The sequence below is a fragment of the Caenispirillum salinarum AK4 genome (genome assembly GCF_000315795.1).
GTDB lineage: Bacteria > Pseudomonadota > Alphaproteobacteria > Rhodospirillales > Rhodospirillaceae > Caenispirillum > Caenispirillum salinarum.
The window spans coordinates 199,302-214,634 of sequence record NZ_ANHY01000002.1 but is presented as its reverse complement, the minus strand read 5'-3'; the positions used below and the strand labels follow the sequence as shown (position 1 = coordinate 214,634).

The following is a 15,333-nucleotide window of genomic DNA, read 5'->3' as shown; positions in this document are numbered from 1 at the left end:
GTGTCAGCCATCCTGCCCCACACCTGGCCTTACCGGCTATTCCGGCACCATGCCCGAGGTGAAGTACACGCCCACCGACCCATACAGAGACCCGTCCCGCGCCGCCGCGTAGGTCTCCGCCAGCAGGTCGCGCGCCCAGGGCCGGCGGTCTTCCGGCAGAAGCTCCACCTTGAACGACGTGGTGATGTCCAGGAACGACTCAGGGTCGATGTCGTCCGTCGTCACGCTCACCACCGAAGGCCGCACGCCCACGAACCCCGCCTGGTGCATCAGCCCCGCCAGACGCCGGCCGATGAGGCGGTCGCCGCCGCGCGCCTGCTGGCCGGCCAGGGCCTCCTGCAACAGCACGTCCAGCGCCGCCGGGCGCGGCACCACGTCGAACAGCGCGTCGTCGCTGTCGGCGATGAGCAGCCGCCCGCCCGGCTTCAGGATGCGGCGGATCGCCGCCAGCGCGTCCAGCGGGCGCTCCAGGTGCTGGAACAGGAACCGCGCATAGGCGATGTCGAAGCTCGCCGCCGGCAGGTTGGACAGGTCGTAGACGTTGCCTTCCTCGAAAGTCACGGCGGCGCCGTCCCGCGCCGGCTGGGCGCGGGCGACCGCAAGCAGTTCCGGGTTCAGTTCGACGCCCGTGACGCGGCCCTCGGCGCCGACCTCCTCGGCCAGGCTGCGGCTCACGATGCCCGGCCCGCAGGCCAGATCCGCCACCGTCATGCCGGGCTTCAACCCTGCGGCGCGCAGGGCGGCGCGCTCGATGGGCCAGGCGATGGAAGCCTGACGTTGCAGGCGTTCAAGCTCCGCCTCGTTTTCCGAAAACGTGCCGAAGGCGTAGGAACCCAGGTCGGTGGTCATGCGCTGTCTCCCGTTCCGCGCAGGTGGTCGTTGGTGCTGGTCAGCCGCGTGCCCAGGATGTTGGCGAGGTTGAGCAGGAGCCGCGCGGCCAGTTCAGGCTCCACCTTCATCAGGCGGTCGAGCGCCTGGCGCGTGTAGGTGAGGATCTCGCAGTCCTCCACCACATCCACGAAGGCCGAGCGCGGCGCCCGGTTGAGCATGGACATCTCGCCGAACACCTGCCCCGGCCCCAGTTCGGTGATGGGCGGGCCGTCGGCCTCCAGCCGCACGACGACGCGGCCCGACAGCACCACGAACATCTCGTCCCGGCTGTCGCCGCGCTGCACGACACGCTCGCCGGCGGCGCAGCGCAGCACGGCGTTGGAACGCAGCACCCGCTGCATTTCATCCCCAGTGAACCCGGAAAAGACGCCGGGGCTGTTGTCGGACAGCGCGTGCATGGCGTGGCTGAGTTGCGCCCAGGCGCGGTCGGCGTCGTACCGGCCGTCGAAGGTTTCCAGCGCCGCGCCATAGTGTTCGTGGAACCAGGCCACGGTGGGGTCGGGCGGCGCCTGCGTCGCGCCGGCCTTGGTCGCCACGCGCAACAGCGGCGAGTTGACCTCGGCCAGATGGTCCCAGTCCCGCAGCGGCAGCACCAGCGGCACCAGATAGCCTACCGACGGGTCGGTCTTGGACTTGGTGTAGAGCCGGTAGCCCAGTTGCAGGTACATCTCCACCAGGTACGGCGGCGCGTAGCAGAAATCGAAGGATCGGCCCTCGTCCAGCGCATCGGCATAGGCGCGACCGATCAGGCGATGCAGCATGGCCGAGCCGCGCCGCGTCAACGCCACCATCAGCCGGGAGGAGAACGTCAGCGCCGCCGGCCAGGCGTCCAGGAACGGCCCCAGGGCGTGCATGTCGACAAGGCTTTGCGGCAGCGGGTGTGCGGGCGTGAACTCGGCGCCGTGGTTGACGCGCAGCGTGCCGCAAATCTCGCCGCCCGCCTCGGCGATGTAGATGCGCGCCCTCGCGTCAAGCGGTTCTTCCAGGGTACGGCGGGCATGGTCGGCGGTGGGCGGGCGCTTCTTCATGCCATCGACATAAAGATCGTAGCGGAAGCGGAAGACGGCGGCGCGCTCCGCCTGCGTTTCCGCGCGCGCGACGCGCGTCCCGCCGGCCGCGCGGCCGGCGTCGCCTGTGGTGTCGGGCATGGCGTCCCCCTTCCCCCGGTTCTCGTCCCCGAGAAAAAGGATAGCCTTTTACCTATTTCGATCCAACCCGCGTATCAGCGCCCGAAGGCGCGCGGCATGCGGAACGGCAGCATCGCCTGCACCAGCGGGTTGGTGAACCGGCGCATGTCCAGGCTTTCATGCACCGCCGTCGCGTCCTCCCCCGCCAGCCGTAGCGACAGGAGAGAGCGCGCGTAGAAGGGCGTATCCTCAAGCGTTCCCGCCACCCGCGCGGCCTCCGGCGCCTGGGATCGGCTGGCGCGGCGGATGCGCCAGAGGCGGGTTTTCGGCAACATCACCGGCGGGGGCGGTTCGATCTCCCGGCTGGACCCATCACGCCCGATCCGCAAGGACAGGCAGCGAGACGGCCCATCCAGCGGGCGGGTCTCGTAGAGGATCGCCGCGCCGCCGTCCTTCAGCGGCGCCCGGCACCAATCCCAGTCCTTGAAGCCCTTCTCCAGCGGTTCCGACCCGTCGTTGGTGTCGAAGTATGCCCGCCCTTTCCACGACAGCGCGGGCTTCTCCAGCACCACCTCCACCCGCGAGGACGGCGCGATGGGCCACCACCGATGCGCGCCCGCCGGGTCCAGCGTGAAGGCGCGCGGCGTCACGGCATCGGCATGCACCCGCAGCCGGCCCTTGAGGCGGCCGGGGATGGGGGCCGTCACCTCGTCGAAATCCACCGTCAGCACGCCGCCCTCCCACCGCAACCCGCTCGGGCCGATGCGGATGGTGGTGGCGTCGCGCGCAAGGCTCGCCGCGCCGCGCTCGGTCATGGCCCAGCGGTTGGCCGACGCCCCGTAGAGCACCACGTTCATGCAGCAGTGCCGCGCCGGGTCCGTCGGGCCCTTGCGGCGGGTCCAGGCGTAGTAGGGCGAAAAGACGCTGCCGATGAAGCAGATGATCGTCAGCGCCTCCCGCCCGTCGTCGCTGACCGCATCCACGTACCACCAGACGTAGCCGTCGCGGCTCACGGCTGCATCGAAGCGCGGTCCTTCGCCAGGCACGCCGCCGCCAATCGACCAGAGAGCGCCGCCATGGGCACCCCCGCCCCCGGATGCACGCTGCCCCCCGCCAGGTACAGCCCCGGCAGCCTGGTCCGCGCCCCCGGCCGGTCGAAGCTCGCCGTCCAGCCGTGCGAGGCCCGGCCGTAGAGCGCGCCCCCCGTCGCCGGGAACAGCCCCGCGAACTCCGCCGGGCCGGTGCGCACCATGTCCGTCGGCGCTGTCTTCAGCGTCAGGCCGCAGCGGGCCATCAGGGTGAAGGTCGTCTCCTCGCATCGCGCGATCTCCTGCTCTGAAAGGGGGTGCGTGTCGGCGGTGGCCGGGGCGTTGACGATGAGGAACAGCCGCTCCACCCCCTGCGGCGCCGGGCTGTCCGCCGCCGCGCCCCGGTCCTGGGCGCAAACGTAGACGGTGGGCTCCGGCGGCAGGCGGCCGCGCGCGATGGCGTCGAACTCCGCCCGGTAGTCGCCGGAGAAGAACACCGTGTGGTGGGACAGCGGAAAGCCCTCGGCCTCCGCCACCAGCGCCAGCGTGAGCGCCGAGAGCGAGCGGTCGGCGGGCCTGGTAGCCGGCACGGCGGCGGCCGGCGCGGTGCCGAACAGGCCGGTGGAGAGCGCGGCCACGTCGGCGTTGCAGACCACCGACTCGGCGGCGATGGTCGCGCCGTCGGCCAGCCGCACGCCCTCCACCCCCTGCCGGCCGGTCAGGATGGCGGAGACGTCGGCGCTGTAGAGGAACGCCACGCCCAGCGACTCCGCCAGACCGGCCAGCGCACGGGCCACCGCCGCCATGCCGCCCTGCGGCACCCACACCCCCGCCTGCTCCACATGGGCGATCAGCATGAGCGTCGCCGGCGCAAGGTAGGGATTGGAACCCGTGTAGGTGGCATAGCGGCCGAACAGCTGGCGCAGGCGCGGGTCGTGGAAGTAGTCGCCCAGCGCCTTCCACAGCGTCGCGAAAGGCTTGATGCCGGCCAGGTTCAGCGCCCCGGCCCGCTTCACCAGCCCGCCGACGCTGGGGCGCTCGGACCGCATGAACGGCTGATCCAGGGTCTGGTAGATGCGCCGGGCATCCTTGAGGAACCGGGCGAAGCGCCGGGCCTCCGCCGCGCCGGCGAAGGCCTCCACCGCCGCCACCGCCGCGTCCGGGTCGGCGGGCAGGTCGAAGCGGCCGCCATCGTCCGGCCAGGCGTGACGGGCGAGGATGTCGGCACCCTCCAGCGTCAGATGATCGGCCAGCCGCGCCCCGGCGTCGGCGAACAGGTCCTCCAGCACGTCCGGCAGGGTGAGCACCGTCGGCCCGGCGTCGATGGCGCGGCCGGCGACGTCGACCGTGCGCATCTTCCCGCCCGGCGTGGGGCCGCGCTCCAGCACCGTCACGGCGAAGCCCCGGCGTGCCAGGTCCACCGCCGCCGTCAGCCCGGCGACGCCCGCCCCGATCACCGCCACATGCGCCCGCCGATCCACCGCCGCGAAGACCTCTCTGGAAATGGACACCAACTTGTGTCTACACTAGCTTACACGTCGCCCTGACAAAAGAGATTTACAGGGGAGGTTTTCATGGATGCCATGACGCGGGTGGAGCAGACGTTGAACGCCGCCGTCGCGCGCGGCGAGGCGGCATCGTGTCCGCCCCGGCTGGCGCGCGCGGTGCGCTATGCCGTGTTTCCCGGCGGGGCGCGCATCCGCCCGCGCCTGGCGCTGGCCGTGGCGCGTGCCTGCGGCGACGATGCGCCCCGGCTGTCGGAGGCGGGTGCCGCGGCGGTGGAACTGATGCACTGCGCATCGCTGGTGCACGACGACCTGCCCTGCTTCGACGACGCGGAGACGCGCCGGGGCAAGCCATCGGTCCACAAGGCGTTTGACGAGCGCCTGGCGGTGCTGACGGGGGACGCGTTGATCGTGCTCGCCTTCCAGGTGCTCGCCCAGGCCGCGCCCGCAGCGCCCGACCGGCTGCCGGCGCTGGTGGCGATCGTCGGCGCCTCGGCCGGGCTGCCGTCGGGGATCAGCGCCGGGCAGGCGTGGGAATGCGAGCCCGCCGTGTCGCTGTCCGACTATCACCGCGAGAAGACCGGCGCCCTGTTCGCCGCCGCCACCATGGCCGGCGCGGCGGCGGCGGGTTTTCCGCACGCCGGTTGGCGGGAGTTGGGGGAGACGCTGGGCGAGGCCTATCAGGTGGCCGACGACCTGCGCGATGTCGCGGGCAAGGCGGAAGACCTGGGCAAGCCCGTTGGTCGCGACGCCGCCCTCGGACGCCCCTCGGCGGCGGCCGAACTGGGAGTCGCCGGCGCCATGGCGCGGCTGGACGGGTTGGTGCGCCAGGCCATCGGCGCCATCCCCGAGTGTCCGGGCCGCGACGACCTGCGCGACCTGATCCTGCTGGAAACCAAAAAGTTCCTGCCCAAGGGCCTGGCCCAGAGCGCCGCATGACAGAGGCCGTCCTACCCGAGCGGCGCGGCGGCCTGCGGGACCGGCTGGCGGCCTGGCGCGACCGGACGCTCGCCGACCCGCGCTTCCAGCGCTGGGCGTCCGGCTTTCCGCTCACTCGGCCGGTGGCGCGGCGGCGGACAAGGGCGCTGTTCGACCTGTGCGCGGGCTTCGTCTATGCGCAGACGCTGGCCGCCTGCGTGGAGCTGAAGCTGTTCCCGCTCTTGCGCAACGGCCCGCGCTCCACCGACTCCCTGGCGCCCGACCTGCGGCTTTCCCCTGCCGCCGCCGAACGGTTGCTGAAGGCCGCCGCCGCGCTGGAGCTTGTCTCCGCCCGTCGCGACGGCCGCTGGAGCCTGGGCCCCTTGGGCGCGGCCATGCTCGGCAATCCGGGGGTGGAGGCCATGGTGCGCCATCACGCCATGCTCTACCGCGACATGGCCGACCCCGTCGGTCTGCTGCGCGGGGAGCGGCGGGAAACGGCGCTGGCGTCCTACTGGCCCTACGCCCGCGCCGACGATCCCGCCGCGCTCGACCGCGACCAGGTGGCCGACTACTCGGCGCTGATGAGCGCGTCGCAGCACCTGGTGGCGGAGGACGTGCTGGATGCCTTTCCGCTGGACGGCTTCAACCGGCTGATGGACGTGGGCGGCGGCGACGGCACCTTTCTGCGCGCCGTCGCCGCCCGATCCGCGACGCCGGACCTGATCCTCTTCGACCTGCCCCCCGTCGCCGCCCTGGCCCGCGAGAGTTTCGCCAAGGCAGGCCTGTCCGACCGCGCCAGGGCCGTCGGCGGCACCATCTTCCGCGAGCCGCTGCCAAAAGGGGCCGACGCGGTGACGCTGATCCGCGTGCTGCACGACCACGACGACGCGGCCGCCCGCACCATCCTGCGCGCCGTCGCCGGCGCCCTGCCGCCCGGCGGCACGCTTCTGGTGGCCGAGCCCATGTCCGGCACGCCCGGCGGGGCGCCCATCACCGATGCCTACTTCGGCTTCTACCTGCTCGCCATGGGCAGCGGCCACACACGCACTCCGGTCCGCCTGCGGGAGATGCTCCGCGAGGCCGGTTTCGGCGCGATCCGGGAGCCGCGCACCCGGCGGCCGCTGATGACGCGCCTGCTGGTGTCACGGCGGAATGACACCTTGACAGACAACACGCCTTGACACTCGCGCCTGTAAGTTTAAGCTGACAGATGGATTGGTCCATAGCAGGAGACATCCACCGTGCACCCCGACCTCGACACCCTTGCCGCCGTCCTGGAGGAGCCCGAGCGCCTGACGCTCCGGCGCCTGCCCCTGGCCGCGCCTGGGCCGGAGGACGTGGTGGTGGACATCGCCTTCAGCGGCATTTCCACGGGCACCGAGCGCCTGCTGTGGAGCGGCCGCATGCCGCCCTTCCCCGGCATGGGCTATCCGCTGGTGCCGGGCTATGAGTCCGTCGGCCGTATCGCGGCGGCGGGCGAGGCCGTGCGGGATCGGCTGGGCGAGACGGTCTTCGTGCCCGGTGCCCGCTGCTTTGGCGACGTGCGCGGCCTGTTCGGCGGCGCGGCCCGTCGCGTGGTGGTCCCCGCCGCCCGCGCCCATGCCGTCGACCCGGACCTTGGCGAGCGCGCCGTGCTGCTGGCGCTGGCCGCCACCGCGCACCACGCCATCACCGGCGGAGATCGCGCGCCGGACCTCATCATCGGCCACGGGGTCCTCGGCCGTCTGCTGGCCCGGTTGACCATCGCGCTGGGCCACCCGCCCCCGACGGTCTGGGAGCACGATCCCGGCCGCCGCGCGGGTGCGACCGGCTACACCGTCACCGCGCCCGGCGACGACACCCGCGCCGACTATGGATGCATCGTCGACGTCAGCGGCGACGCCGACCTGCTCGACACCCTGATCGGCCGCCTCGCGCCCAGGGGAGAGGTGGTGCTGGCCGGCTTCTACGCCGGGCGTGTCGGCTTTGCCTTCCCGCCCGCCTTCATGCGCGAGGCCCGCCTGCGCATCGCCGCCGAGTGGGCGCCCGACGACCTGACCGCCGTCCGCGCCCTGGTGGCCGAGGGGCGTCTGTCGCTGGAGGCCCTCATCACCCACCGCCGCCCCGCCGAGGACGCCGAAGAGGCCTACCGCACCGCCTTCCAAGACCCCGCCTGCCTAAAAATGATTTTGGACTGGAGCGCCTGCTCATGACTCCGCGCGACACCGACCACGCCCCCGCACCGCCGCCGGCGAAGCGCACGAAGACCGAGGTCATCGCCATCTACGGCAAGGGCGGCATCGGCAAGAGCTTCACGCTGGCCAACCTCAGCTACATGATGGCCCAGCAGGGCAAGCGCGTGCTGCTCATCGGCTGCGACCCCAAGAGCGACACGACAAGCCTGCTGTTCGGCGGGCGCAGCGTGCCCACCATCATCGAGACCTCGTCCAAGAAGAAGCTGGCCGGCGAGCCGGTGGAGATCGGCGACGTCTGCTTCATGCGCGACGGCGTCTTCGCCATGGAACTGGGCGGCCCGGAAGTCGGCCGCGGCTGCGGCGGGCGCGGCATCATCCACGGCTTCGAGCTGCTGGAAAAGCTGGGCTTCCACGACTGGGACTTCGATTACGTCCTGCTCGACTTCCTGGGCGATGTTGTCTGCGGCGGCTTCGGCCTGCCCATCGCGCGGGACATGTGCCAGAAGGTCATCGTCGTCGGCTCCAACGACCTGCAAAGCCTGTATGTCGCCAACAACGTCTGCTCCGCGGTGGAATACTTCCGCAAGATGGGCGGCAACGTGGGCGTCGCCGGGCTGGTGGTGAACAAGGACGACGGCACCGGCGAGGCCCACGCCTTCGCCAAGGCCGTGGGCATCCCGGTGCTGGCCTCCATTCCCGCCGACGATGACATCCGCCGCAAGTCCGCCAGCTATCAGATCATCGGCCGGCCCGGCACCCCCTGGGCGCCCCTGTTCGAGAGCCTCGCCGCCGAGGCCGCCGCCGCCGGGCCGGTGCTGCCCGCGCCGCTGGACCACGACGGGCTCCTGAACCTGTTCAAGGGCGAGGACGTGGGCCGCGACGTGGTGCTGCAACCGGCCACCATGGCGGATATGTGCGCGGCCGAGGTGGTGGCCCGGCCCTCCCTCGAAGTCATCTACGACGGCGCCTGAGCGGGGGGAGGCATGACCATGACACGTAACCTTCCGGAAGACGGCTGCCACGCCGCCGACACCCTCCGCGACGCCGCCGAAAAGGCGGGCAAGGGTCCGGCGCTGGCGCGGCTGGCCGAGGACTACCCCAAGGGCCCGCACGACCAGCCGCAGAGCATGTGCCCGGCCTTCGGGTCCTTGCGCGTCGGCCTGCGCATGGCGCGGACGGCGTCGATCCTCTGCGGCTCGGCCTGCTGCGTGTATGGGCTGACGTTCACCGCGCACTTCTACGGCGCGCGGCGGACGGTCGGCTATGTGCCGTTCGACAGCGAAAGCCTGGTGACGGGCCGCATCTTCCAGGACATCGAGGACGCGGTGGTGGAGACCGCCGATCCCGACCGCTACGACTGCATCGTGGTGACGAACCTTTGCGTCCCCACGGCCTCCGGCGTGCCGCTGGACCGGCTGCCGGAGCAGGTGAACGGCGTGCGCGTCATCGGCATCGACGTGCCCGGCTTCGGCGTGCCCACCCATGCCGAGGCCAAGGACATCCTGGCCGGCGCCATGCTCAAGCGCGCGCGGACGGAGGCCGAGGTCGGCCCCGTCGCCCGCCCCGACAGCATCCCCGACACGGACGCGGAAGACGCCCGCCGCGTCACCCTGATCGGCGAAATGTTTCCGGCCGACCCCGTGGTGGTCGGCGGGCTTCTCGCGCCCATGGGGCTGACGGTCGCCCCGCCGGTCCCCAGCCGCACATGGCGTGACCAGTATGCGGCGCTGGATTGCGCCGTGGCGGCCGCTGTCCACCCGTTCTACACCGCCAGCGTCCGCGAGTTCCGCCGCGCCGGGCGCCCCGTCGTCGGCTCCGGCCCCGTGGGGGTGGAGGGCACCGCCGCCTGGCTCGACGCCGTGGGACAGGCCGCCGGCATAGCGCCCAGGCGCATCGAGGCCGCCCGCGCCCAAGCCGTGGCGGCCATCCGGGGCGCGCTCGCCGCCAACCCCATCAACGGGCGCGTGACCGTCTCCGGCTACGAGGGCTCGGAACTGCTGGTCGCCCGTCTGCTGATCGAGGCGGGGGCCGAGGTGCCCTATTGCGGCACCGCCTGCCCCCGCACCGAATGGAGCGAGGCGGACCGCCAGTGGCTCACCGCCCACGGCTGCCATGTCCAGTACCGCGCCGCGCTGGAACAGGACGTGGAGGCCATGCGCGAGGTGCGCCCCGACCTCGCCGTCGGCACCACGCCGCTGGTGCAGAAGGCCAAGGAGCTGGGCATCCCGGCCATCTACTTCACCAACATGGTCAGCGCCCGGCCGCTGTTCGGCGCCGCCGGGGCGGGCTCCATCGCCGGAATCGTGGCCGCCCAGACGCGCGGGCGGGAGCGGTTCGCCCGCATGGTGGAGTTCTTCGGCCCCATCGGATCGGGCCGCCGCGCCGGCTACGGCCCCGCCTCCACCGGAACGGAGGGCTGAGCCATGCTTGTGCTCGACCACGACCGCGCCGGCGGCTACTGGGGTGCGGTCTACGCCTTCACCGCCATCAAGGGCCTGCGCGTCGTCATCGACGGCCCGGTGGGGTGCGAGAACCTGCCGGTGACGGCTGTCCTTCACTACACCGACGCCCTGCCCGCCCACGAACTGCCCATCACCGTCACGGGGCTCGGCGAGGACGAGCTTTCGATGAACGGCACGGAAGCGGCCATGAAGCGCGCCAACGGATCGCGCGACACCGACCTGCCGGCCGTCGTCGTCACGGGCTCCATCGCCGAGATGATCGGCGGCGGCGTCACGCCCGAGGCCAGCAACCTCCGGCGCTTCCTGCCGCGCACCATCGACGAGGACCAGTGGCAGAGCGCCGACCGCGCGCTCGCCTGGCTGTGGCAGGAGTTCGGGGCGAAGAAGGCGAAGTGCCGAAAAGCCGCCCGGGCCGAGAACGCGCGCCCGCTGGTCAACATCATCGGACCGCAGTACGGCACCTTCAACATGCCCTCCGACCTGGCGGAAATCACGCGGCTGGTGGAAGGCATGGGGTGCGCCGTCAACCTGGTGTTCCCGCTGGGCACGAAGCTGGAGGACATCCCCCGCCTGGGCGACGCCGACGTCAACATCTGCCTCTATCGCGAGTTCGGGCGCAAGCTGTGCGAGGCGCTGGGCAAGCCCTACCTGCAAGCGCCCATCGGCATGTTCGCCACCACCAACTTCCTGCGCACGCTGGGCGACCTGACGGGCCTGGATCCCGAACCCTTCATCGGCCGAGAGAAGGAAACCACGCTCAAGCCCGTGTGGGACCTGTGGCGCAGCGTGACGCAGGACTTCTTCGCCACCGCCAGCTTCGCCGTCGCCGCCAGCGCCACCTACACCCACGGCCTGCGGCGGTATCTGGAGGACGAGCTGGGCATCCCCTGCTCCTTCGCCGTCAGCCGCCGACCGGGAGAGAAAACCGACAACGCCGCCGCGCGCGAGGCGCTGGGCAAGTCCCCGCCGCTGGTGCTGTTCGGCTCGTATAACGAGCGCATGTATCTGGCCGAGACGGGGGCGAAGGCGCAGTACATCCCCGCCAGCTTCCCCGGCGCCATCGTGCGGCGGGCGACCGGGACGCCGTTCATGGGCTACGCCGGCGCGACCTACGTGCTTCAGGAATACTGCAACGCGCTGTTCGACGCCCTCTTCCACATCCTGCCGCTGGGCACGGCCATGGACGACCGCGCGGCGACACCCGTGCGCGATGCCCTGCCGTGGGACGCGGCGGCAAGTGCCGCGCTGGAGCGGATCGTGGCGGAAACGCCCTTCCTGCTGCGCATCTCGGCCGCCAAAACCTTGCGCGACCGGGCGGAGCGCGACGCCCGCGCCGCCGCCGAACCCCGTGTCACCGAGGCCCGCGTAACGCGGGCGCACGAGGCCCTACCGGAGTCCGCCGGCCCGCCCTGACCGGCGCGGCGGCGTCCTTCGGGGCGTGTGGGCGCGCAACTCGCCGGTCCGACCCCGGCACGGCGCGCCCGATCCCAACCATCCGAGGAGGACACCATGGCAGACACGGAGCACGGAGCCTCGATCTCCGGCTTGACGGAAGGAGAGGCCAAGGAATTCCACGACATCTTCATGAAAAGCTTCCTGATCTTCACCGGCGTGGCGGTGATCGCCCACATCCTGGCCTGGATCTGGCGGCCCTGGCTGCCGGGCGAGGAAGGCTACGACACCTCCATGGTCGAGACGGTCCAGTCCGTCCTGCCCATGCTGACCTGAGGAGGAGCACACCATGCACAAGGTCTGGCTTCTTTTCGATCCGCGACGGGCGCTGATCGCGCTTTTTACCTTCCTGTTCGTTCTGGCGCTGCTGATCCACTTCATCCTGCTCAGCACCGACCGGTTCAACTGGTTGACCGGCCCGCAGCCGTCCGTCTCCGCCGGGCAGATGCCGCCGACGTCGGGCTGACGCCGACGGCACGCGACAGGTGGCGGAGGGGCGACGGTGAAAACCTGGGTCCCTCCGCCGTCTCGCCGGGCGCAGAGCGACGACCGGCCACGCCGTGGGCGGGCGTCGCGAATAGGGTCGCGGAGCCGAAGGCGTGTGCGAAGCACACACTGCGACCCCGCGCCGGTCAGGCGCGTGAGCCTGCGTGGCGCCTGAACGCAGGCCTGTCGCATCGCGACAGGCCGCACAAAAGCTCTGGGAGTCGCCGCAATGTCCATGCTGAGTTTCGAGCGAAAGTACCGCGTTCGAGGAGGAACGTTACTAGGCGGCGACCTCTTCGACTTCTGGGCCGGGCCGTTCTACGTCGGCTTCTTCGGCGTCACGGCCATCTTCTGCGCGCTGATGGGCACGCTGCTGATTGTCTGGGGCGCGGCCATGGGGCCGACCTGGAACGTCTGGCAGATCAGCATCAACCCGCCGCCGCTGGAGTACGGCCTGGGGCCGGCGCCGCTGCTGGACGGGGGCCTGTGGCAGCTCATCACCATCTTCGCGCTGGGCGCCTTTATCTCCTGGACCCTGCGCGAGGTGGAAATCTGCCGCAAGCTGGGCATCGGGTACCACGTGCCCATCGCCTACTTCACGGCCGTCATCGCCTACATCACGCTGGTGGTCATCCGCCCGGTGCTCATGGGCGCCTGGGGGCATGGGTTCCCCTACGGCATCCTCAGCCACCTGGATTGGGTGAGCAACGTCGGCTACCAGTACCTGCACTTCCACCTGAACCCGGCGCACATGCTGGCGGTGACGTTCTTCTTCACCACCACGTTCGCCCTGTCGCTGCACGGCGGCGTGATCCTGTCGGCGGTCAACCCCGGCAAGGGCGAGGTGGCGAAGAGTGCGGAGCATGAAAACGCCTATTTCCGCGACACCATCACGTATTCGATCGGCGCGCTCGGCATTCACCGGCTGGGGCTGTTCCTTGCGCTGAACGCCGGCATCTGGTCGGCCATCTGCATCGTCATCAGCGGCCCCTTCTGGACCCAGGGCTGGCCCGTCTGGTGGAACTGGTGGCTCAACCTGCCGTTCTGGGACCCGCGCGGCTTCATGTGAGGGAGACGGCACAATGGCTCGGTATCAAAGCATATTCACCCAGGTCCAGGTGCACGGCCCCAACGAGGAAGGCATCGACCTTCCCCGCACGTCGCTGCCGCGCCTGGGCCGCCCCGTCCATTCCTACTGGCTGGGCAAGATCGGCGACGCCCAGATCGGACCTGTCTACCTGGGCGCCTGGGGCGTGGCATCGCTGGTCTGCGGGTTCATCGCCATCGAGATCATCGGCCTGAACATGTGGGCGACGGTGGACTGGGACCCGGTGGAATTCATCCGCCAGCTGCCATTCCTGGCCCTGCGCCCGCCGACCGCCGAACACGGCCTGGGCCTGGCGCCGCTGCAGGAGGGCGGCTGGTGGCAACTGGCCGGGTTCTTCCTGACCGCGTCCATCCTGCTGTGGTGGGTGCGCATGTACAGGCGCGCCCGCGCGCTCGGCATGGGCACGCATGTGGCCTGGGCGTTCCTGTCGGCGATCTTCCTGTACCTGAGCCTCGGCATCATTCGCCCGGTGTTCATGGGCAGCTTCGAGGAAGCCGTGCCCTTCGGCATCGTGCCGCACCTGAACTGGACGGCGGTGTTTTCCGTGCGCTACGGGAACTTCTTCTACAACCCCTTCCACATGCTCTCGATCTTCTTCCTGTACGGCTCGACCATGCTGTTCGCCATGCACGGCGCGACCATCCTGGCGGTGGTGCGCTTCGGCGGCGAGCGCGAGGCCGACGAGATCGTCGATCGCGGCACGGCGGCCGAGCGCGGCGCGCTGTTCTGGCGCTGGACCATGGGCTTCAACGCCACGTTCGAGAGCATCCACCGCTGGGCCTGGTGGTTCGCGGTGCTGACCACGCTGACCGGCGGCATCGGGATTCTTCTGACCGGGACCGTCGTCGACAACTGGTACCTGTGGGGCGTCAAGCACGGCATCGCGCCGCCGTACCCCGACATCTGGGGCGACTTCCCCGTGCCACAGGGTGTTCTGGAGGCGCCGCAATGAGCGAAGATCCGAACATCAAACGCTTCTACGCCATCTTCGGGGGCGTGGTGGCCACGCTGGCGGTGACCGCCTTCTTCCTGATCGTTCCCGACTGGGACCGGCCGCCGGTGGAGAGTGTTCAGACCGGTCACCGGGGCATCGGCATGGCGCAGGTCTACAACCCGCGCGAACTGGTGGAGCAGCAGGCGCTCAACGCCGTGCCCGAGCCCCTGCCGCCGTGGCCGGCGGCGGAAGCGGCCTATGACGCCGAGGGCGGCGTGGTGCTCGACCGGCTGGAGCCGGTGCCCGAGGAGCAGAAGGCCAGGAACGTCTACGAGAACGTCCAGGTCCTGGGCGAACTGGACGCCGACCAGTTCATCCGCCTGATGTCGGCGATCACCGAATGGGTGGCGCCGGAGCAGGGCTGCGAATACTGCCACAACCTGGAAAACCTGGCGCTGGACGAGCCCTATACCAAGATCGTCAGCCGCCGCATGTTCCAGATGACGCAGGCCATCAACACCAACTGGGGGTCGCACGTCTATCCCTCGGGCGTGACGTGCTACACCTGCCACCGCGGCCAGCCGGTGCCGCAGCCCATCTGGTTCCGCGACGGCGAATACAAGACCACGGGCATCGTCGGGCAGTTGGACGTCAACTGGGACTTCAAGGCGCAGAACGTCTACGACTACTTTTCGGAGAAGGCCTTCGAGGACTACCTGCTGGCCTCCAAGCCGCTGAACGTGCAGTCGCTGACCGCCCTGCCCACCGCGGGCACGCCGGCGCCGGCGGGGCTTCTGGACGACACCCAGTACGTCTACGAACTGATGATGCAGATGTCGGACAGCCTGGGCGTCAACTGCACCTTCTGCCACAACAGCCGGGCGCTGGCCAACTGGGGCCAGAGCAATCCGGCGCGATCGACGGCGTGGTACGGCATCAACATGGCGGCCGAAATCAACACCAAGCACATCGAGCCGCTGGCCGACGTCTTCCCGCCCGAGCGTCTGGGCCCCATGGGCGACCCTGGCAAGGTCTACTGCAAGACCTGCCACAAGGGGGCATGGAAGCCGCTGTACGGCGCCAACATGGTGGTGCACTACCCCAGCCTCGGCCTGCCCCGGCTGCCGCTGGACCCGGCGGAGCGCGTGGGCGCGATCCCGTATGAGTTCGCCCCCAAGACCATCACGCCGCGCGCGCTGGAGGTGCTGGACCCGGACATGGCACCGAACCAATAGACGGCGGGAG

At 70.6% G+C, this 15,333-nt stretch carries 15 protein-coding genes; 11 read left to right on the top strand and 4 right to left on the bottom strand.

Annotated elements, in window-relative coordinates:
* Positions 1-36 precede the first annotated feature (36 nt).
* From C882_RS01080 to crtD, 4 genes are all read right to left on the bottom strand, one after another.
* Positions 37-849 carry a methyltransferase domain-containing protein gene (locus C882_RS01080; protein WP_009538675.1) on the bottom strand — a complete coding sequence of 271 codons (813 nt, stop codon included), beginning with the start codon at positions 847-849 and terminating at the stop codon, positions 37-39.
* Positions 846-2,039, bottom strand: a complete 1,194-nt coding sequence (locus C882_RS01075) for a cyclic nucleotide-binding domain-containing protein (RefSeq protein WP_009538674.1) — start codon at positions 2,037-2,039, stop codon at positions 846-848. The genes C882_RS01080 and C882_RS01075 overlap by 4 nt, the downstream gene beginning before the upstream one ends.
* Before the next feature lie 74 nt (positions 2,040-2,113).
* Complete coding sequence (locus C882_RS01070) at positions 2,114-3,031, bottom strand: carotenoid 1,2-hydratase (RefSeq protein ID WP_009538673.1); 918 nt, start codon at positions 3,029-3,031, stop codon at positions 2,114-2,116.
* The gene (gene crtD / locus C882_RS01065; protein WP_009538672.1) at positions 3,028-4,557 is read right to left on the bottom strand and encodes a 1-hydroxycarotenoid 3,4-desaturase CrtD; all 1,530 of its coding nucleotides are present in this window, start codon (positions 4,555-4,557) and stop codon (positions 3,028-3,030) included. Before crtD ends, C882_RS01070 begins: the two co-directional genes overlap by 4 nt.
* A gap of 63 nt (positions 4,558-4,620) precedes the next feature.
* On the opposite strand from crtD, the gene C882_RS01060 reads away from it, so the two are divergent.
* The 11 genes from C882_RS01060 (at position 4,621) to pufC (ending at position 15,323) form a co-directional block, all read left to right on the top strand.
* Positions 4,621-5,490 carry a polyprenyl synthetase family protein gene (locus C882_RS01060; RefSeq protein ID WP_009538671.1) on the top strand — a complete coding sequence of 290 codons (870 nt, stop codon included), beginning with the start codon at positions 4,621-4,623 and terminating at the stop codon, positions 5,488-5,490.
* Positions 5,487-6,653 (top strand): methyltransferase, encoded by a 1,167-nt coding sequence (locus C882_RS01055; protein WP_009538670.1) that lies wholly within the window; start codon positions 5,487-5,489, stop codon positions 6,651-6,653. The genes C882_RS01060 and C882_RS01055 overlap by 4 nt, the downstream gene beginning before the upstream one ends.
* Positions 6,654-6,713: 60 nt before the next feature.
* Positions 6,714-7,664 carry a chlorophyll synthesis pathway protein BchC gene (bchC, locus tag C882_RS01050; RefSeq protein ID WP_009538669.1) on the top strand — a complete coding sequence of 317 codons (951 nt, stop codon included), beginning with the start codon at positions 6,714-6,716 and terminating at the stop codon, positions 7,662-7,664.
* A complete protein-coding gene (locus C882_RS01045) occupies positions 7,661-8,617 on the top strand; it encodes a chlorophyllide a reductase iron protein subunit X (RefSeq protein WP_009538668.1) in 957 nt (318 codons plus the stop codon). The genes bchC and C882_RS01045 overlap by 4 nt, the downstream gene beginning before the upstream one ends.
* 18 nt (positions 8,618-8,635) lie before the next feature.
* A complete protein-coding gene (gene bchY / locus C882_RS01040) occupies positions 8,636-10,066 on the top strand; it encodes a chlorophyllide a reductase subunit Y (RefSeq protein ID WP_009538667.1) in 1,431 nt (476 codons plus the stop codon).
* A 3-nt stretch (positions 10,067-10,069) separates the two neighbouring features.
* Positions 10,070-11,521: a chlorophyllide a reductase subunit Z gene (gene bchZ / locus C882_RS01035; RefSeq protein ID WP_009538666.1), complete on the top strand. Its 1,452-nt coding sequence runs from the start codon at positions 10,070-10,072 to the stop codon at positions 11,519-11,521.
* Positions 11,522-11,617: 96 nt separating this feature from the next.
* Positions 11,618-11,836: a light-harvesting antenna LH1, beta subunit gene (gene pufB / locus C882_RS01030; RefSeq protein ID WP_009538665.1), complete on the top strand. Its 219-nt coding sequence runs from the start codon at positions 11,618-11,620 to the stop codon at positions 11,834-11,836.
* Between the two features lie 13 nt (positions 11,837-11,849).
* Positions 11,850-12,026 carry a light-harvesting antenna LH1, alpha subunit gene (gene pufA / locus C882_RS01025; protein ID WP_009538664.1) on the top strand — a complete coding sequence of 59 codons (177 nt, stop codon included), beginning with the start codon at positions 11,850-11,852 and terminating at the stop codon, positions 12,024-12,026.
* A 249-nt stretch (positions 12,027-12,275) separates the two neighbouring features.
* Positions 12,276-13,115 (top strand): photosynthetic reaction center subunit L, encoded by an 840-nt coding sequence (gene pufL / locus C882_RS01020; RefSeq protein WP_009538663.1) that lies wholly within the window; start codon positions 12,276-12,278, stop codon positions 13,113-13,115.
* Between the two features lie 13 nt (positions 13,116-13,128).
* Positions 13,129-14,106 (top strand): photosynthetic reaction center subunit M, encoded by a 978-nt coding sequence (gene pufM, locus C882_RS01015; RefSeq protein ID WP_009538662.1) that lies wholly within the window; start codon positions 13,129-13,131, stop codon positions 14,104-14,106.
* Positions 14,103-15,323, top strand: coding sequence for a photosynthetic reaction center cytochrome PufC (pufC, locus tag C882_RS01010; protein ID WP_009538661.1), 1,221 nt, complete (start codon positions 14,103-14,105; stop codon positions 15,321-15,323). Before pufM ends, pufC begins: the two co-directional genes overlap by 4 nt.
* The last annotated feature ends 10 nt before the right edge of the window (positions 15,324-15,333 follow it).

Coding starts and splice junctions, on each gene's coding strand:
- C882_RS01075 (WP_009538674.1), bottom strand. CDS start 2,039: ATGCCCGACACCACAGGCGACGCCGGCCGCGCGGCCGGCGGGACGCGC.
- C882_RS01080 (WP_009538675.1), bottom strand. CDS start 849: ATGACCACCGACCTGGGTTCCTACGCCTTCGGCACGTTTTCGGAAAAC.
- C882_RS01045 (WP_009538668.1), top strand. CDS start 7,661: ATGACTCCGCGCGACACCGACCACGCCCCCGCACCGCCGCCGGCGAAG.
- bchZ (WP_009538666.1), top strand. CDS start 10,070: ATGCTTGTGCTCGACCACGACCGCGCCGGCGGCTACTGGGGTGCGGTC.
- pufC (WP_009538661.1), top strand. CDS start 14,103: ATGAGCGAAGATCCGAACATCAAACGCTTCTACGCCATCTTCGGGGGC.
- C882_RS01060 (WP_009538671.1), top strand. CDS start 4,621: ATGGATGCCATGACGCGGGTGGAGCAGACGTTGAACGCCGCCGTCGCG.
- pufA (WP_009538664.1), top strand. CDS start 11,850: ATGCACAAGGTCTGGCTTCTTTTCGATCCGCGACGGGCGCTGATCGCG.
- pufL (WP_009538663.1), top strand. CDS start 12,276: ATGTCCATGCTGAGTTTCGAGCGAAAGTACCGCGTTCGAGGAGGAACG.
- bchY (WP_009538667.1), top strand. CDS start 8,636: ATGACACGTAACCTTCCGGAAGACGGCTGCCACGCCGCCGACACCCTC.
- C882_RS01055 (WP_009538670.1), top strand. CDS start 5,487: ATGACAGAGGCCGTCCTACCCGAGCGGCGCGGCGGCCTGCGGGACCGG.
- pufB (WP_009538665.1), top strand. CDS start 11,618: ATGGCAGACACGGAGCACGGAGCCTCGATCTCCGGCTTGACGGAAGGA.
- pufM (WP_009538662.1), top strand. CDS start 13,129: ATGGCTCGGTATCAAAGCATATTCACCCAGGTCCAGGTGCACGGCCCC.